Source organism: Curtobacterium sp. L1-20, assembly GCF_048755855.1.
Taxonomy (GTDB): Bacteria; Actinomycetota; Actinomycetes; order Actinomycetales; family Microbacteriaceae; genus Curtobacterium.
Genome location: NZ_CP151473.1, coordinates 3,545,002 through 3,559,370 on the forward strand (window position 1 = coordinate 3,545,002; position 14,369 = coordinate 3,559,370).

At 72.9% G+C, this 14,369-nt stretch carries 18 protein-coding genes; 13 read left to right on the forward strand and 5 right to left on the reverse strand.

Annotated features, from left to right (window positions below; translation table 11 throughout):
• The first annotated feature begins 139 nt into the window (after positions 1 to 139).
• Entirely contained in the window at positions 140 to 1,045 is a 906-nt protein-coding gene (locus AAEP86_RS18160) for a LysM domain-containing protein (RefSeq protein ID WP_420368678.1), read from the forward strand.
• Positions 1,046 to 1,242: 197 nt separating this feature from the next.
• On the opposite strand, the gene pgi is transcribed toward AAEP86_RS18160, so the two are convergent.
• The 5 genes from pgi to AAEP86_RS18185 all read right to left on the reverse strand — a co-directional run bounded on the left by pgi (position 1,243) and on the right by AAEP86_RS18185 (position 6,892).
• Positions 1,243 to 2,952, reverse strand: coding sequence for a glucose-6-phosphate isomerase (gene pgi, locus AAEP86_RS18165; protein ID WP_420368679.1), 1,710 nt, complete (start codon positions 2,950 to 2,952; stop codon positions 1,243 to 1,245).
• A gap of 143 nt (positions 2,953 to 3,095) precedes the next feature.
• Positions 3,096 to 4,106, reverse strand: coding sequence for a nitronate monooxygenase (locus AAEP86_RS18170; protein ID WP_420368680.1), 1,011 nt, complete (start codon positions 4,104 to 4,106; stop codon positions 3,096 to 3,098).
• A 16-nt stretch (positions 4,107 to 4,122) separates the two neighbouring features.
• A complete protein-coding gene (locus AAEP86_RS18175) occupies positions 4,123 to 6,357 on the reverse strand; it encodes a heavy metal translocating P-type ATPase (RefSeq protein WP_420368681.1) in 2,235 nt (744 codons plus the stop codon).
• Positions 6,354 to 6,572 (reverse strand): heavy-metal-associated domain-containing protein, encoded by a 219-nt coding sequence (locus AAEP86_RS18180; protein WP_420368682.1) that lies wholly within the window; start codon positions 6,570 to 6,572, stop codon positions 6,354 to 6,356. Before AAEP86_RS18180 ends, AAEP86_RS18175 begins: the two co-directional genes overlap by 4 nt.
• Positions 6,573 to 6,601: 29 nt before the next feature.
• Positions 6,602 to 6,892, reverse strand: a complete 291-nt coding sequence (locus AAEP86_RS18185) for a metal-sensitive transcriptional regulator (RefSeq protein WP_420368683.1) — start codon at positions 6,890 to 6,892, stop codon at positions 6,602 to 6,604.
• A gap of 80 nt (positions 6,893 to 6,972) precedes the next feature.
• Here AAEP86_RS18185 and AAEP86_RS18190 point away from each other — a divergent pair, with 80 nt between their 5' ends.
• The 12 genes from AAEP86_RS18190 to AAEP86_RS18245 all read left to right on the forward strand — a co-directional run bounded on the left by AAEP86_RS18190 (position 6,973) and on the right by AAEP86_RS18245 (position 14,359).
• Positions 6,973 to 8,166 (forward strand): helix-turn-helix domain-containing protein, encoded by a 1,194-nt coding sequence (locus tag AAEP86_RS18190; protein WP_420368684.1) that lies wholly within the window; start codon positions 6,973 to 6,975, stop codon positions 8,164 to 8,166.
• A gap of 161 nt (positions 8,167 to 8,327) precedes the next feature.
• Positions 8,328 to 8,792 (forward strand): Asp23/Gls24 family envelope stress response protein, encoded by a 465-nt coding sequence (locus AAEP86_RS18195; protein WP_420368685.1) that lies wholly within the window; start codon positions 8,328 to 8,330, stop codon positions 8,790 to 8,792.
• Positions 8,789 to 8,980: a DUF2273 domain-containing protein gene (locus tag AAEP86_RS18200; protein ID WP_420368686.1), complete on the forward strand. Its 192-nt coding sequence runs from the start codon at positions 8,789 to 8,791 to the stop codon at positions 8,978 to 8,980. The genes AAEP86_RS18195 and AAEP86_RS18200 overlap by 4 nt, the downstream gene beginning before the upstream one ends.
• Positions 8,977 to 9,291 (forward strand): hypothetical protein, encoded by a 315-nt coding sequence (locus AAEP86_RS18205; protein WP_420368687.1) that lies wholly within the window; start codon positions 8,977 to 8,979, stop codon positions 9,289 to 9,291. The genes AAEP86_RS18200 and AAEP86_RS18205 overlap by 4 nt, the downstream gene beginning before the upstream one ends.
• A 9-nt stretch (positions 9,292 to 9,300) precedes the next feature.
• Positions 9,301 to 9,876, forward strand: a complete 576-nt coding sequence (locus tag AAEP86_RS18210) for a DUF6286 domain-containing protein (RefSeq protein ID WP_420368688.1) — start codon at positions 9,301 to 9,303, stop codon at positions 9,874 to 9,876.
• Positions 9,873 to 10,436 carry a hypothetical protein gene (locus tag AAEP86_RS18215; RefSeq protein WP_420368689.1) on the forward strand — a complete coding sequence of 188 codons (564 nt, stop codon included), beginning with the start codon at positions 9,873 to 9,875 and terminating at the stop codon, positions 10,434 to 10,436. The genes AAEP86_RS18210 and AAEP86_RS18215 overlap by 4 nt, the downstream gene beginning before the upstream one ends.
• Before the next feature lie 85 nt (positions 10,437 to 10,521).
• On the forward strand, positions 10,522 to 10,695 hold the full coding sequence (locus AAEP86_RS18220; protein WP_420368690.1) for a CsbD family protein: 174 nt from the start codon (positions 10,522 to 10,524) through the stop codon (positions 10,693 to 10,695).
• A 79-nt stretch (positions 10,696 to 10,774) separates the two neighbouring features.
• Positions 10,775 to 11,731 carry an Asp23/Gls24 family envelope stress response protein gene (locus AAEP86_RS18225; RefSeq protein WP_420368691.1) on the forward strand — a complete coding sequence of 319 codons (957 nt, stop codon included), beginning with the start codon at positions 10,775 to 10,777 and terminating at the stop codon, positions 11,729 to 11,731.
• Positions 11,728 to 12,144, forward strand: a complete 417-nt coding sequence (locus AAEP86_RS18230; protein ID WP_420368692.1) for an MFS transporter permease — start codon at positions 11,728 to 11,730, stop codon at positions 12,142 to 12,144. The genes AAEP86_RS18225 and AAEP86_RS18230 overlap by 4 nt, the downstream gene beginning before the upstream one ends.
• 114 nt (positions 12,145 to 12,258) lie before the next feature.
• On the forward strand, positions 12,259 to 12,798 hold the full coding sequence (locus tag AAEP86_RS18235; RefSeq protein WP_420368693.1) for an RNA polymerase sigma factor: 540 nt from the start codon (positions 12,259 to 12,261) through the stop codon (positions 12,796 to 12,798).
• Positions 12,799 to 12,805: 7 nt separating this feature from the next.
• A complete protein-coding gene (locus AAEP86_RS18240; protein ID WP_420368694.1) occupies positions 12,806 to 13,615 on the forward strand; it encodes a hypothetical protein in 810 nt (269 codons plus the stop codon).
• A 93-nt stretch (positions 13,616 to 13,708) separates the two neighbouring features.
• Positions 13,709 to 14,359 (forward strand): gamma-glutamylcyclotransferase family protein, encoded by a 651-nt coding sequence (locus AAEP86_RS18245; RefSeq protein WP_420368695.1) that lies wholly within the window; start codon positions 13,709 to 13,711, stop codon positions 14,357 to 14,359.
• The last annotated feature ends 10 nt before the right edge of the window (positions 14,360 to 14,369 follow it).

Here is a 14,369-nt window from a genome sequence, read left to right on the forward strand (position 1 = left end):
TCGACGGTAGCCGCTCCGGCCGACACCGCGTGGACACGGGACGCGGCGGGGACCAGCCCGGTGGGTCCTCGGACACATCCTCGCAACGATCCGCCGAGCAGCGCCGGACCCGGCGTTAGCATCGTGGCGTGGGGGAATCATGAAGCGGTTCGTGACGGTCGGCGCCGTCGTGCTGGCGACCGTCGCGTTGTCCGGTTGCTCGTTGCTGCGCGGGTCGGACGGAGCCCTCCCGGCTCCGTCCACCCCGCCGGCGACGGCACCGACCCCGACCGGCTCCCCCACCCCGACACCGGCCGGCGAGTCCGCGTCCGACCTGCTCGAGGCCTCCGCGAACCCGCGGACGCCCACGCCGGAACCGACCGAGGCCGCGGCTCCCGACCCGGTGCTGACGCCCATCCCCGCCGGCACCGTGCTGGCACAGGGCGACGTGGCGTCACCGAAGGGCAGCATCCACTTCCGCTTCCGAATGGTGGCGAACGGCGACGACACGTTCACCGCGCAGTACTCCGGGATCACCTCGACACTGCCGGTGCCGATCGCCGTCGGGCTCTTCGACCTGCCACGGAAGGTCGGCGACGGCCTGACCTACCACGGTGTCGGCGACCACACCCTCGGTGGCCCCACGTCCGGGGCGATCGCGGCGAACGTCCCGTTGAGCGGCTCCGGCGTCGACCCCTCGCACCTCGGCACCCTCGTGACCTACTCGGCTGCGGCGCCCGGACAGGCCGTGCCCGTCGAGATCGCGGCGGACAAGGTCCTCGCGGTGACGTCGGTGCGCTGGTCGGTGCCGGCGCGGCAGACGAACGTGCACCCGAAGGACGCCGGCGCGCGCCCGAACGCCACGGGGCAGGTCACCGCCTCGACCGCCGCGGGCGCGCCGAAGTCGTACACGGTGGCGCCGGACGACCTGATCGGCGACGTGGCCGCCCGCTTCGGGATCTCCGTGAAGGACCTCGTGTGGCTCAACCAGGGCGTGCAGGTGTTCGGCGAGGACCAGCACCTCTACGAGGGCACGTCGCTCAACCTGGACCCGCTCGGCCGCTGACGCGCCCGGCTGCGCCGGCGCGGCCCCGCCACCGAGACTCGGCCCCGCGGACACTTCCGCGACTGCACGGGCACAAAAGTGTCCGCCGAGGCGAGTCTCGGGCCGCGTCCGCCCCGCATCCAGCGCAACCAGCAGACGGACGGGAGGCGCGGTGCCAGCTGGCACCGCGCCTCCCGTCCGTCCGTCAGGTGCGTGGGCTACTCGCCGCGCAGCTCCAGGTACTTCGCGATGAGTGCCTTGGTGGACGAGTCCTGCGCGTCCAGCGCAGCCTGGTCGCCGTCGACCGCCGGGGCGATCTGCAGCGCCAGCTGCTTGCCGAGCTCCACACCCCACTGGTCGAACGAGTCGATGCCCCAGATGGTGCCCTCGGTGAACACGATGTGCTCGTACAGCGCGATGAGTTGGCCGAGCACGCTCGGGGTCAGCTCCGGCGCGAGGATCGACGTCGACGGCTTGTTGCCGGTGAACGTACGGGCGGCGACGATCGCTTCGTCGGTGGTGCCCTCGGCGCGGACCTCGTCGGCGGTCTTGCCGAACGCGAGCGCCTTCGTCTGCGCGAAGAAGTTCGCGAGGAACAGCGCGTGCACGTCCTGGCCCGGCTGCACGGCCTTGCCGTCGCCGGACTGGTCCTTCAGCGGGCGGGCCGGCTTCGCGACGGTGATGAAGTCCGTCGGGATGAGGCGGGTGCCCTGGTGGATGAGCTGGTAGAACGCGTGCTGACCGTTCGTGCCCGGCTCGCCCCAGAAGACCTCGCCGGTCTCGGTGGTCACGGGCGAGCCGTCCCAGCGGACGCGCTTGCCGTTCGACTCCATGGTGAGCTGCTGCAGGTACGCGGCGAAGCGGTGCAGGTACTGCGTGTACGGCAGGACCGCGTGGCTCTGCGCGCCGAGGAAGTTCGAGTACCAGACGTTGAGCAGGCCCATGAGGACGGGGACGTTCTGCTCGAGCGGGGTGGTGCGGACGTGCTCGTCGATGGCGTGGAACCCGGCGAGGAACTGCTCCCAGTTCTCCTGGCCGATGGCGATGACGACGCTCGTGCCGATGGCCGAGTCGACGGAGTAGCGGCCGCCCACCCAGTCCCAGAAGCCGAAGGCGTTCTCGGGGTCGATGCCGAACGCCGCGACCTTGTCGAGGGCGGTCGAGACGGCGACGAAGTGCTTCGCGACGGCGTTCGACTTCTCGTCGTCGGACGCGTCGGTCAGGCCGAGCCGCTCCCACAGCCACTGGCGTGCGAGGCGGGCGTTCGTCAGGGTCTCGAGGGTGCCGAAGGTCTTCGACGCGACGATGAAGAGCGTCGTCTCGGGGTCGAGGTCGGCGGTCTTCTCGTAGATGTCCGCGGGGTCGATGTTCGAGACGAAGCGCGCCCCGAGGCCCTGCTGGACGTACGGCTTCAGCGCCTCGTAGACCATGACCGGTCCGAGGTCGGAGCCGCCGATGCCGATGTTGACGACGGTCTCGATGCGCTTGCCGGTGACACCCGTCCACGACCCGTCGCGCACCTTCGACGCGAAGGCGTACACCTTGTCGAGCGTGGCGTGCACGTCGGCGTCGACGTCCTGGCCGTCGACGACGAGCGCCGGCGAGGCGCCCTTCGGGCGGCGCAGGGCGGTGTGCAGCACGGCACGGTCCTCGGTGGCGTTGATGTGCTCACCGGCGAGCATCGTCTGGAAGCGCTCGGCGACGCCGGTGTCCTTCGCGACCTGCAGCAGGTGCGACAGGATCTCGTCGTCGACGAGGCCCTTCGACAGGTCGACGGTGAGGTCGGCCGCCTGGAACGTGTAGCGCTCGGCGCGACCGGGGTCGCTGTCGAACCAGCCGCGCAGGTCCGGGGTGAAGCCGTCGGCGATGCCGGACAGCTGCTTCCAGCCTTCGGTCGATGTGGGGTCGACGGGAGCGGATTCGGTCACTTCGGTCCTCCTGGGTACCTTCAAGACGTACTGGACCGCGGGTCACCGCAGCGCTGCGTCGCGGACCGTCTCCGAGCGTAGCGCCGTCCGGCCGGTGGTGCGCACCGCCGGCCTGGAGGCACGGGGCGCGTTCGCTGCGCGCGTCACGGCAGCAGCGTGGCGAGGGCATCCGCGACCGGGCCGGTGCGCGCGGCACGCCAGGCGCGTCCGGCCCAGAGGTGGAGCCGCTGCGGGTCGTGGGCGGCTGCGGCGGCGCTCCGGATCGGCCGCGTGAGGTGGTGCAGGGCCGGGTAGCCGAGCGGCGCGTCCGGGTGGCGCCGGACGAAGTCGTTGACCAGCGCCCGGGCGGGGCGCCCGGTGAACGCCCGGGTGAGGACGGTGTCGTCGAACGCGGGATCGACCAGCGCGTCGCGGTGCGTGTCGCTCGTGCCCGCCTCGTCGGTGCGCAGCACGACCGTGCCGACCGCGGTGGCACTCGCTCCCGCGGCGAGCGCAGCAGCAACGTCGTCACGGCTGCCGATCCCGCCCGCCGCCACGACGGGCAGCGCGGTCGCGGCCGCAACGGCCTGCACCAGCTCGGGGAGCGGTCTGTCGGCGAGTGCCCGCGCGGGGTCGAGCACCGCGGAGTGCCCGCCTGCCGAGACGCCCTGCACGATGAGCGCGTCCACGCCACGTTCCTCCGCCGCCCGCGCCTCGTCCGGGTCCGTCACCGACTGGACCGTCAGCGTGCCGCGCTGCCGGAACGCCCGGACGGTCGCGGCGTCCGGCAGCCCGAACGTGAACGACACCACGGGCACGGGGTCGGCGAGCAGGAGGGCGACCTTGGCGTCCCAGGCGTCGTCGTCCTCGCGCTTCGGCACCGCGGCGGCGCCGGGCTCGTGCGCGAGGAGTCCCCGGTAGCGGTCGTACTCGGCGTCGCCGATCGGCACCGGGTTCGGCACGAAGAGGTTCACGCCGAACGCCCCGGCCCCCGTCCGCCGCACCGCGGCGATCTCGGCGGCGAGCGCCTCGGGTGTCGTGTACCCCGCCGCCAGCTGGGCGAACGAACCGACTCGCGCCGCGGCCGCGACGAGGGTCGGGGTGCTCGGGCCGCCCGCCATCGGGGCGACGTGGACGGGAGCGACGGATCCGAGGACCCCGGGCAGCGGCACCATGCCCCCATCCTGCCCGTCAGGGCAGCGGCGTGAAGCGGCGGAGCCGCAGGCTGTTCGTCACGACGAACACCGACGAGAACGCCATCGCGGCACCCGCCACCACCGGGTTGAGCAACCCCGCCATCGCGAGCGGGATCGCCGCCACGTTGTACGCGAGCGCCCAGAACAGGTTCCCCTTGATGGTGCGGAGGGTGGCCCGGGACAACCGGAGCGCCTCCGTCACGACGGTCAGGCGACCGCTCACCACGGTGATGTCGCTCGCCGCGATCGCCGCGTCCGTCCCGACACCCATCGCGATGCCGAGGTCCGCCGCCGCGAGCGCCGCCGCGTCGTTCACGCCGTCGCCGACCATCGCGACGCTCCGCCCCTCGGCCTGCAGCCGACGGACCGTGTCGAGCTTCGACGCCGGGGTCGCGCGGGCGTGCACCTCGTCGATGCCCACCGAGGCAGCGACGGCACGGGCAGCGCCCTCGTTGTCGCCGGTGAGCAGCACCGGGTGCAGGCCGAGCTCGACGAAGCGGCGGACGGCGTCGGCGGCCTCCGGCTTCACCGTGTCACCGACCACGACCACGCCCAGCGCGGACCCGTTCCGGGCGACGACGACCGCGGTACCGCCGTCGGACTCGGCTGCGCCGACCGCATCGGACACGGCGTCCGGCACGCGGACCGACCACGCGTCGACGAGCCACCGGAGCGTGCCGACCAGGACGACGTCGCCGTCCACGACCGCCTGGACGCCCGCGCCCGGGGTGGCGGTGAACTGCTCGGCGCCGGTGACGGCGAGCCCGCGCGCACGGGCGGCCTGGACGACCGCACGGGCGACGGGGTGCTCCGAGCCGTCCTCCGCCGCCGCGGCGAGCCGCAGCACGGTGTCCTCGTCGGCGTCGGGCGTCCCCGTCACCGAGTGGAGGGTCATCGAGCCGGTGGTCACGGTGCCGGTCTTGTCGAGGACGATCGTGTCGACGCCGCGCGTCTGCTCGAGCACCTGCGGTCCGCCGATGAGGATGCCGAGCTGCGAACCGCGTCCGGTGCCGACCAGGAGCGCCGTCGGCGTCGCGAGGCCGAGCGCACACGGGCAGGCGATGATCAGGGTCGCGACCGCGGCGGTGAACGCGGCGGTCACGGAGCCGTCGAGCACGAGCCACCCGACGAAGGCCAGGACGGCCAGCCCGATGACGATCGGGACGAAGACGCCGGACACCCGGTCGGCCAGTCGCTGCACCTCGGCCTTGCCGGTCTGCGCGTCCTCGACGAGGCGCGCCATGCGGGCGAGTTCGGTGTCGGCACCGACGCGGGTGATCGCCACGACGAGCCGGCCACCGACGTTGATCGTCGCTCCGGTGACACCGTCACCGGGCCGCACCTCGACGGGGACGGACTCACCGGTGAGCATGCTGAGGTCGACAGCGGACGAGCCTTCGCGCACGGTGCCGTCGCTCGGGATCCGTTCCCCCGGCCGGACGACGACGACGTCGCCCACCACCAGCGACGTCACGGGCACGCGGGCCTCGGTCGGGCCGGACGGACCGTCGCGGAGCACGGTGGCGTCCTTCGCGCCGAGTTCGAGCAGGGCGCGGAGCGCCGCGCCGGACTGCTGCTTCGCCCGGGCCTCCATGTACCGGCCGGCGAGGATGAAGACGGTCACCGCGGAGGCGACCTCGAGGTACAGGTCGGTCGCCTCGGGGTCCGTCGCGAACCACGAGAAGGTCATGTGCATGCCGGTCCTCCCGGCGTCGCCGAGGAACAGCGCGTACAGCGACCAGCCGAAGGCCGCGAGCACGCCGACGCTGACCAGGGTGTCCATCGTGGCGGCGCCGTGCCGCGCGTTCACCCACGCGGCGCGGTGGAACGGCAGGGCTCCCCACACGGCGACCGGTGCGGCGAGTGCGAGGGCCAGCCACTGCCAGTTCGGGAACTGCAGCGCGGGCACCATCGACAGGACGACGACGGGCACCGCGAGGACCGCCGAGACGACCAGGCGCTGGCGGAGCGGCGCGGCGGGGTCGTCGGTCCCGTCGCCGGGGGCGCCGTCCGAGGCGGGCGGAGCGGGGACGGACGCGCCGTACCCGGCGGACTCCACGGCCGCGATGAGGGCCTCGGTGTCGGTGCTCCCGGACACGGTCGCCTTCTCGGTCGCGTAGTTCACGGTCGCCGTCACGCCGGGGAGCTTGCCGAGCCTCCGTTCGATGCGGTTCGCGCACGACGCGCACGTCATCCCCGTGATGTCGAGCTCGACGGCGCCGTCCGTCACGACCGCACGACCTCGTACCCGGCCTCGGCGACGGCGCCGCGGAGGGTTTCGGCGGGGACCGGGGCGTCCGACGTGACGGTGACCTCGGACCGACCGCCGGGCACGAGCTGCACCGCGACGGCGGACACCCCGTCGACCTCGGAGAGTTCCTCGGTGACGCTCATCACGCAGTGTTCGCAGGTCATGCCCTCGACGAGCAGGAGTTCGGTGTTCACGGTGCTTCCCTTCGGGGTGCGGGTGGTCGTCAGGAGCGGACGAGTCGTGCGATGGCGTCGCTGGCTTCGCGGACCTTCGCGTCCGCCGCCTCGCCGCCCTCGGCGACGGCCTCGGCGACGCAGTGCTTGAGGTGGTCCTCGAGCAGCGAGAGCGCGACCCGTTCGAGCGCGCGGTTCGCCGCGGAGATCTGGGTGAGGACGTCGATGCAGTACGTCTCGTCCTCGACCATCCGCGCGATGCCGCGCACCTGCCCCTCGGCGCGACGGAGTCGCTTGAGCAGGTCGTCCTTGTCGCCGATGTAGCCAACGTGTTCGTGCATCGTGTCCTCCACCGAGTCGGTACGGTACCCCCCTAGGGTACCGCTTCGCCATGTCGACGCAACCGTGGCAGGATGCGCGCATGACCGCCTCGTCGCCGAACGGCTTCCGCAGACTGCGGTTCACCGACGGCGACGGCTCCGACTACTCGGACATCTTCGCCGCCGAGTACCACGGGTCGGAGTTCGCCTCCGACACCTTCGCGACCGACGACGCCCGTTACGAGTACACGGTGGTCGGGGACGACGACCTCACCCTCCGCACCATGCGGGCCGAGGGCGGACGGCGCGGCGGTGTGATCGGCCCACGCGACGACCACGTCGTCTTCTGGCTCACGAAGGGCCGGCTCGAGATGCACTTCACCGACCGGTCCCGGGTCGTGCAGCCGGGGAGCCCGTACATCGCGTCGGCGTCCGAGGCGTACCGCTTCGAGTCGTCGGACACCGTCTACAACGGCGTCCACGTCGCCGACCGGTTCCTCCGCGAGGTCGGCGCGGACCTCGGGTTCCGCCTGCCGACCGGCCCTCTCCTGTTCGACCAGCAGGACGAGGTCGTCGCCCGTCGCGGACCGCTCCGGCACCTCATCCACGAGATCGGGCCGCTGCTCGTCGACGACCGGGTGCTCGGTGCGATGCGGACCGAGCTGAACCGCCGGCTCGCGGTCGTCGTGCTCGACACCTTCCCGATCCGGAACCGCGGCACCGACGTGCCCGTGGCGAACCGGCTGCGGGACGCGATCCGGTTCATCGAGGCCAACGCCGCCGACCGACCGTCGGTGCCCGAGATCGCCGCGGCGTGCGGCCTCAGCCAGCGCGGCCTGCAGGACGTCTTCGCGCGGACGCTCGACTCGACCCCGCACCGATTCCTCCGCGACCACCGGCTGGACCGTGTCCGGCAGGAGCTCCTCCGCGGGGACGGCGACGAGGGCGTCGCCGCACTCGGCCGACGGTGGGGGTTCACGAACCCGGGACGCTTCGCGGCCGCGTACCGCGAGCGGTTCGGCGAGGACCCCGGCGTGACGCTCCGCGCCGCGCTGGCGCCACGACCCGAGACCGGGCGACCGTCCTGGCGCCTGCGACGCGCGCTCGCCTTCATCGAACAGCACCGTGACGAGGACCTGACGGTCCAGGAGATCGCCGATGCGGCCGGCGTGCGTCCCCGACGACTCCAGCAGCTCTTCCAGGAGGAACGGGGCGAGTCCCCGACGGCGGCCGTCCGGTCGATCCGCAGCGCGTCGGAGCGCAGCCACGCAGCCGGATCCCGCGCGGTCGACTGAGCCGAACCACCCGCGGGGTACGCCGACACGGGGATCGGACCGTTTCCCTGGAGATCGGCTGAAACCGGTGACCGATGTGTGACGAACCTCTGATCAACCCCGTCTCATCCGTGAACAGCAACCGCTGGGAACGCCCGGCGGGACGATCGGAAGGAACGACCATGGCAGACACCACCAGCACCCCCGTGACGACGAGCACCGTCGCAGCGCGGAGCACCACCCCGTCTCCGAGCGGCGTCACGGGCAAGACCGTCATCGACGACGCCGTCGTGTCGAAGGTCGCCGGCATCGCCGCCCGTGAGGTCAACGGCGTCCACTCCCTCGGTGGTGGCGCGGCCCGCGCGATCGGCGCCCTCCGCGACGCCATCGGCCAGCGCGACTTCGGTCAGGGCGTCAAGGTCGAGGTCGGCGAGAAGCAGGTCGCCGCGGACATCGTCATCGTCGCCGAGTACCCGGTCTCGCTCCAGCAGGTCGCCGACGGCGTCCGCGCCGGTGTGGCCCGTGCGCTCGAGCAGATCGTCGGCATGGAGGTCGCCGAGGTCAACGTGACCGTCCAGGACGTCTTCATCCCGGGTGACGACGACGACAACAAGGACGACGAGAAGAAGGAAGCGCGCGTCGCATGAGCAACACGATGACCGGCGCCCTCATCGGCGCCATCCTCGCCGTCGTGGCGTTGCAGTTCGGGTTCTGGGGCTTCGTGCTCGTCGTCGTCTTCGGTGCGGTCGGGGCCCTCGTGGCCGCGCTCGTGACCGGCAAGATCGACCGGGGCGCCCTCACCGACGTGCTGACCGGACGCCGGAGCTCCCGGTGAACGCCGGCCCGGACGTCCCGGGCCGCGTCGAGATCACTGCTCGCGCGCTGAACTCGCTGGCGCGGGCCGTCGCAGCCGAACGGCTCGGCGCTCCCGCCAAGCGGGTGCGGGTCGGACTCGGCGACGCGTCCGGCGCGCTCTCCCTCGACATCACCGGACCGATCGCGGCGGGCGACGACATCGTCGGCCGCTCGTCCCGGGTCGCCGAGGAGGTCAAGGGTCGCGTGGGTGAGCTCACCGGCCGCCGCGTCGGCAGTGCCCACATCGAACTCACCGGACTCGTGCGCGAGCGCGAGACCCGGACCGTCTAGGAGGCCATCATGAGCAACGGTTCCGTCGAACGACGCATCCGTCGCCGGAGCGTGCATCGCTCCCGCTCGACCGCCGTCGCGATCGCCCTGGTCGTGCTGGTGCTGGTGGCCGCGTGGATCGGCACCGAGTCGGTCCTCCGCGCGATCGGACGGCCGCCGCTCCTCGCCGATCCGCAGACCGCGGTCGACGCGGCACTCCGACCCGACGCGTCCTTCGTCACGATCGCCGAGGTCATCGCCGTCGTGCTCGTGGTGCTCGGCATCGTGTTGGTCGTCCTGGCGCTCAAGCCGGGCCGCCAGCACCGATCGGTCATCGAGCACGAACGCGGCGCCGTCATCATCGACAGCCGGATCCTGGCGTCGACCGCGGCGAACGCGGCCGGCTCCGCCGCCGGCGTGCCGGAGGGCAACGCCTCGGCGACCGCTCGCGGCCGTCGGACCGACGTCCGCGTGGTCCCCGTCAGCGGCATCCCGGTCGACGAGGCCGCCGTCCGCACCGCCGTCCAGGACCGCCTGAGCGGTCTCGACGACCGCTTCGGCCGGAGCGTCCGCGTCCGCGTCGAGGAGAAGGGAACCCTGGCATGACCAAGAGCAACCGGACCCTCAACCGGATCATCCTGTTCGTGCTCGGCCTCGTGGCGGTGCTCGTCGGCCTCACGATCGGCGCAGGAGTCCTGCCCGCCGTGCGCGACGCGGTCTCGCCCACCGTCGAACTCCCCCGCAGCCTCGACGTGCCCGCGTCCTCGCTCTGGATCGTCGCCGGCGTCTGTGCACTCGTCATCGTGCTCGCCCTCGTGTGGGTCTTCACCCGCGGTGGCGGCGGCACCTCCGTCGCCGTGCGGGAACGCACCGGGGACGACCAGGTGACGGTCAACGTGGCGCTCGTCCGCGACGTCGTGGACCACGAACTGAACGGCGTCCGTGACGTCGTCGGCTCGCACGTCGACACCTACGTGGTCCGACGGCAGCGTGCCGCCCGGATCCGCGTCGCGGTCCGCCGCGGCGGGGACGCGGTCACCGTGCTCGACGCCGTCGACCGGGCCATCGCGGTCCTCGACCGCACCCTCGGCCGCCAGGTGCCGGTGCTCGTGCACCTCACCGGCGGCACCCGCTCCGCGCTCGCGAAGCCGACCCGCGTCCACTGACAGCCGTCGGTCGGACGCAACCCGGGCCTCCCGGCCCCACCACACCACCCACCGGGCGTGAGCCCGATCACAGGAAGGACCCGTCATGGGACTCGACGACAAGATCAAGAACGCCGCACAGGACATCGCCGGCAAGGCGAAGGAAGCCCTGGGCAAGGCGACCGACGACGACTCGAAGGTCGCCGAGGGCAAGAAGGACCAGGCCGCCGCGAACGTGAAGCAGACCGGCGAGGACGTCAAGGACGTCTTCAAGAACTAGCTCCCACGATCCGTGTCGGGGCACCCGCGCAGTCGGGTGCCCCGACGCGTTCCGGCGGATCCCGAACGAGGAGAACAGCATGCAGCACGACCCGAACGCGAACACGCAGGTCACCGAGGTGCCCCTGCCCGCCGAGCTCACCGAGCCGTTGCCCGACGACGCGAACACCGTGACGATCGTGGCCCGCACCGCTGCCGAGACCGCGCTCGGCGTGCCCGGCGTGCACCACCTCGGCGGGATCGCCGCACGCGCCGCCGACCAGTTCCGGAAGCAGCTCGGCCGCAGCGCCGGCACCGCCGGGGTGCAGGTCGACGACGAGGACGGCGCGCTCAGCGTGCAGGTCGCCATCGTCGTGCGCTGGCCGCGACCCGTGCAGGAGGTCGCGCAGCAGGTCCGCGAGCAGGTCACCGCGGCGACCCGGCAGGTGTCCGACGTGCCCACCAGCGTGGACGTGCGCGTCCTGGACGTCCACGGGCCGTTCGACGACGGGCAGTCACCGTTGGGCCGTGCGACCGAGACCGCGACCGACGCCGTCGAGCAGGCGGCCCGGACCACCGGCGACGCCGCCAAGCAGGCAGCCCGGACCACCGCGGACGCGACGAAGCGTGCGGCGGCAGCCACGGCCGACGCGACGAAGCGCACCGCGGAGGCGACCGCCGACGCGACGAAGCGCGCCGCATCGGCCACTGCCGACGTGGCGAAGCGCGCGGCGGACGCCACCGCCGAGGCCACCCAGCAGGCGGCGAGCGCGACCGCCGACGCCACGGAGCGTGCCGTCGACAGCACCACCGACACCGCCGAGCGCGTCCGTGACGCCGCCGCGCAGTCCCTCGCCCGGGCGTCCGAGCAGGCCGCCGACGCGGCGACGTCGGCGAAGGACGCGGCCGAGCAGGCCCGCGACGTGGTGGTCGACGTCGCCGACGCCGCCGAGGACGCCGCTGCCGCTGCTGCGGGGTCCGCCGACGCCGCCGCGACGACCGCCGTCGACGCCGCACCCGGGAACGACGCCGCTCGTCACCGCCAGGACCGGGCGTGACCACCGCCTGGTCGGGGAACCGACGGAGCAGGCTCCGCCCGCCCCGACCGCGCGGCGTGTGGATCGCCGGCGGGATCGGCGTCGTCCTCGTCCTCGGGACCGCACTCGGCGCGTTCCTGCCCCTCGTCGGCTTCCTCGCCGGCGTCACCGCCACCACCTCCGGGCTCGTCCCGTTCCCGTTCGTCCGGGTGGCCCTGATCGCGGTGGCGGGCGCACTGGTCGTCCTCGCGCTGCTCGTGCTCGCCTTCACCCGCCGCCACACGGCGACCGCGACCGCCGCCGTGGTGCTCGCCGTCCTGGTCAGCGTCGCCGTCACGGTCGTCCCGGTCGTGCTCGTCGCCGTCGGGTCGGCCGACCGCGCCGGTGACGTGTGGCCGATCGTCACCGAGCTCTGGGGTCGGTTCACCGGCTGAGCGCCGCCCCCGCGCTCCCCGCGCATCACACTCGGATCACGACGTGCACGACCCGCGTCGTGATCCGTGTCATGTCCGGCCCGTCCCCGACATTGTCCTAGTGAAGGGAGCACCGTGGACAACACCGCAGATGACGACGCCGGCCTCGCACGGCGCCTCGCATCGGGGGACAGAGCAGCGCTCGCGACCGCGTTCGACCGGTTCGCGCCGACGCTCACCCGGTACGCGTGGGCGATCGTGAGCAGTCGGCAGGACGTCGAGGAGGTCGTGCAGGACACGTTCCTGACCCTCTGGCAACGAGCCGACGGGCTCCAGCTCCCCACCGGCACGCTCCTGCCCTGGCTGCTGGTCGTGTGCCGCAACCACGCCCGCAACCTCGGCCGCCGGACGGCGAAGCACGCCGGCGACGAGCTGCCGGGCGAGCTCGCCGCCCCGACCGTGACCACGGACGCCGCCGAACAGCTCCGCTGGGTGCGCGACGAGATCGCCGCGCTCCCGGAGACCGACCGGCGCATCTGCGAACTCTGCCTGTTGCAGGGGTACTCCTACGCCGAGGCCGCCCAGCTCCTCGGCCTCAGCGTCGGAGCAGTGACCCAGCGGGTCTCACGGTCCCGTCGACGACTCAGGAAGGCGGTGACGCACGATGAACACTGAGCCTCCCGTGGGAGACGACCTGCACCGCATGCTCGTCTCGATGAAGCAGAACGTCCTCGAGCGGGCCACCCCGCGCCCGAGGCGACGCGGCCACCGGACCGGCATCGCGCTCGGCGTCGTGGGGGTGCTCCTCCTCGGTGCCGCCGGCGGCGGGGTCGCGCTCGGTCTCATCCCGACCTCGATCACCGCGGAGCCGGTACCGTCCGCGAGCCCGACCACCGGCCCGACCGAGACCGAGACGCCGTCGGGTGCGCCGGTCGTCGACAGTCCCACACCGACCTCGACGCCGTCGCCGACGTCGACCCGGCCGCCGTACGCACTGTCCGATCCCTCCACGTGGACGATCTCCGGCACCGAGGTCGGCCCGATCGCGCTCGGCGGGCAGTACGCCGCCGAGACGGACGACCTCGACGGCCTGTACACCGTGGACGACAGCTGCCTCAACCCGGACGTCGCGTTCTGGCTGTCCCGGGACTTCCCGGAGCTGACCGTGGTCCGGGCGGACGACGGCACGGTGCAGAGCGTGGAGATCGGGACCGGCGCTCCGGACGCCCCGAGCAACGGCCCCACCACGGCCGAGGGGCTCGGGGTCGGCAGCACGCTCGCGGAGCTGCGAGCGGCGTACCCCGACCTGCACTACACGGAGCCGGGCAACGACGACGCGCAGCCATCCGACTCGCCCTACGGCGGATGGACGACGACGATCAACGGTGTGTTCGTCAGCTTCCGGTTCCCGCCCGTCGGGTCCGGAGACCGAGCCGATTCGATCTGGGTGAGCACCGTCGACCAGTCGGCGCCGACGGAGTTCTGCGGCTGACGTCGCTGCCGGACCGCGCCCGACCGGGAGGCGCGGACCACACGGGCCGATCGGCTCGCGTGGTCCGCGCCCCCGGTCCGCTACCCTCGCGACGTGAAGCGTCTCTCCCCCGGCCAGCGCTGGGTCATCGGTCTCGGCGGGTTCGCGCTGGTCTGCCTCGTCGTCGGCGTCATCGGGCTCTCGGTCGGACTCACGAACCGCTACGGGTGTCTCGGTGACGGGGAGTCATGGCCGATGGACCGGTGTCTCGGCGATGATTCCGGCATCGTCTGGGGCAGCGTCCTCGGCGTCATCGGGCTGCTGCACCTCGGGGCGACGGGCCTCGTGGGCGCCCTCGTCTGGACGTCCACGCCCACGATCGGTCCGAAGCCCCTCGTGCGCCCCGCACCGGTCGCCGGCGACACGCACCGGGTGTTCTCGTACGGCACCCTCCGGCAGCCCCTCGTGCAGGAGGCCCTGTTCGGCGGCCACGTGCCGACCGACGAGGACGCACTGCCCGGCTGGCGGCTCGACTGGGTGACGATCACGGACCCCGACGTGGTCCGGACCAGCGGTTCCGACCGCCACCCGATCCTCCGCCGTGGCGACCGTGGCGACGTCGTCGAGGGGTCGGTCCTCAGCCTCGGGTACGAGTGGCAGCTCCGCGCGGTCGACGACTACGAGGTCGCGGACTACCAGCGCGTCCGGGTCGAGCTCGCCTCGGGGCGGAGTGCGTGGGTCTACGTGGCTGCCGACCAGGCCTGACCCCGCGCGG

Excerpts from the sequence above, each read along its gene's own strand:
- AAEP86_RS18160 (WP_420368678.1), top strand. The coding sequence starts at position 140 with ATGAAGCGGTTCGTGACGGTCGGCGCCGTCGTGCTGGCGACCGTCGCG.
- AAEP86_RS18170 (WP_420368680.1), bottom strand. The coding sequence starts at position 4,106 with ATGGTGCCGCTGCCCGGGGTCCTCGGATCCGTCGCTCCCGTCCACGTC.
- AAEP86_RS18185 (WP_420368683.1), bottom strand. The coding sequence starts at position 6,892 with ATGCACGAACACGTTGGCTACATCGGCGACAAGGACGACCTGCTCAAG.
- AAEP86_RS18190 (WP_420368684.1), top strand. The coding sequence starts at position 6,973 with ATGACCGCCTCGTCGCCGAACGGCTTCCGCAGACTGCGGTTCACCGAC.
- AAEP86_RS18195 (WP_420368685.1), top strand. The coding sequence starts at position 8,328 with ATGGCAGACACCACCAGCACCCCCGTGACGACGAGCACCGTCGCAGCG.
- AAEP86_RS18200 (WP_420368686.1), top strand. The coding sequence starts at position 8,789 with ATGAGCAACACGATGACCGGCGCCCTCATCGGCGCCATCCTCGCCGTC.
- AAEP86_RS18210 (WP_420368688.1), top strand. The coding sequence starts at position 9,301 with ATGAGCAACGGTTCCGTCGAACGACGCATCCGTCGCCGGAGCGTGCAT.
- AAEP86_RS18215 (WP_420368689.1), top strand. The coding sequence starts at position 9,873 with ATGACCAAGAGCAACCGGACCCTCAACCGGATCATCCTGTTCGTGCTC.
- AAEP86_RS18220 (WP_420368690.1), top strand. The coding sequence starts at position 10,522 with ATGGGACTCGACGACAAGATCAAGAACGCCGCACAGGACATCGCCGGC.
- AAEP86_RS18225 (WP_420368691.1), top strand. The coding sequence starts at position 10,775 with ATGCAGCACGACCCGAACGCGAACACGCAGGTCACCGAGGTGCCCCTG.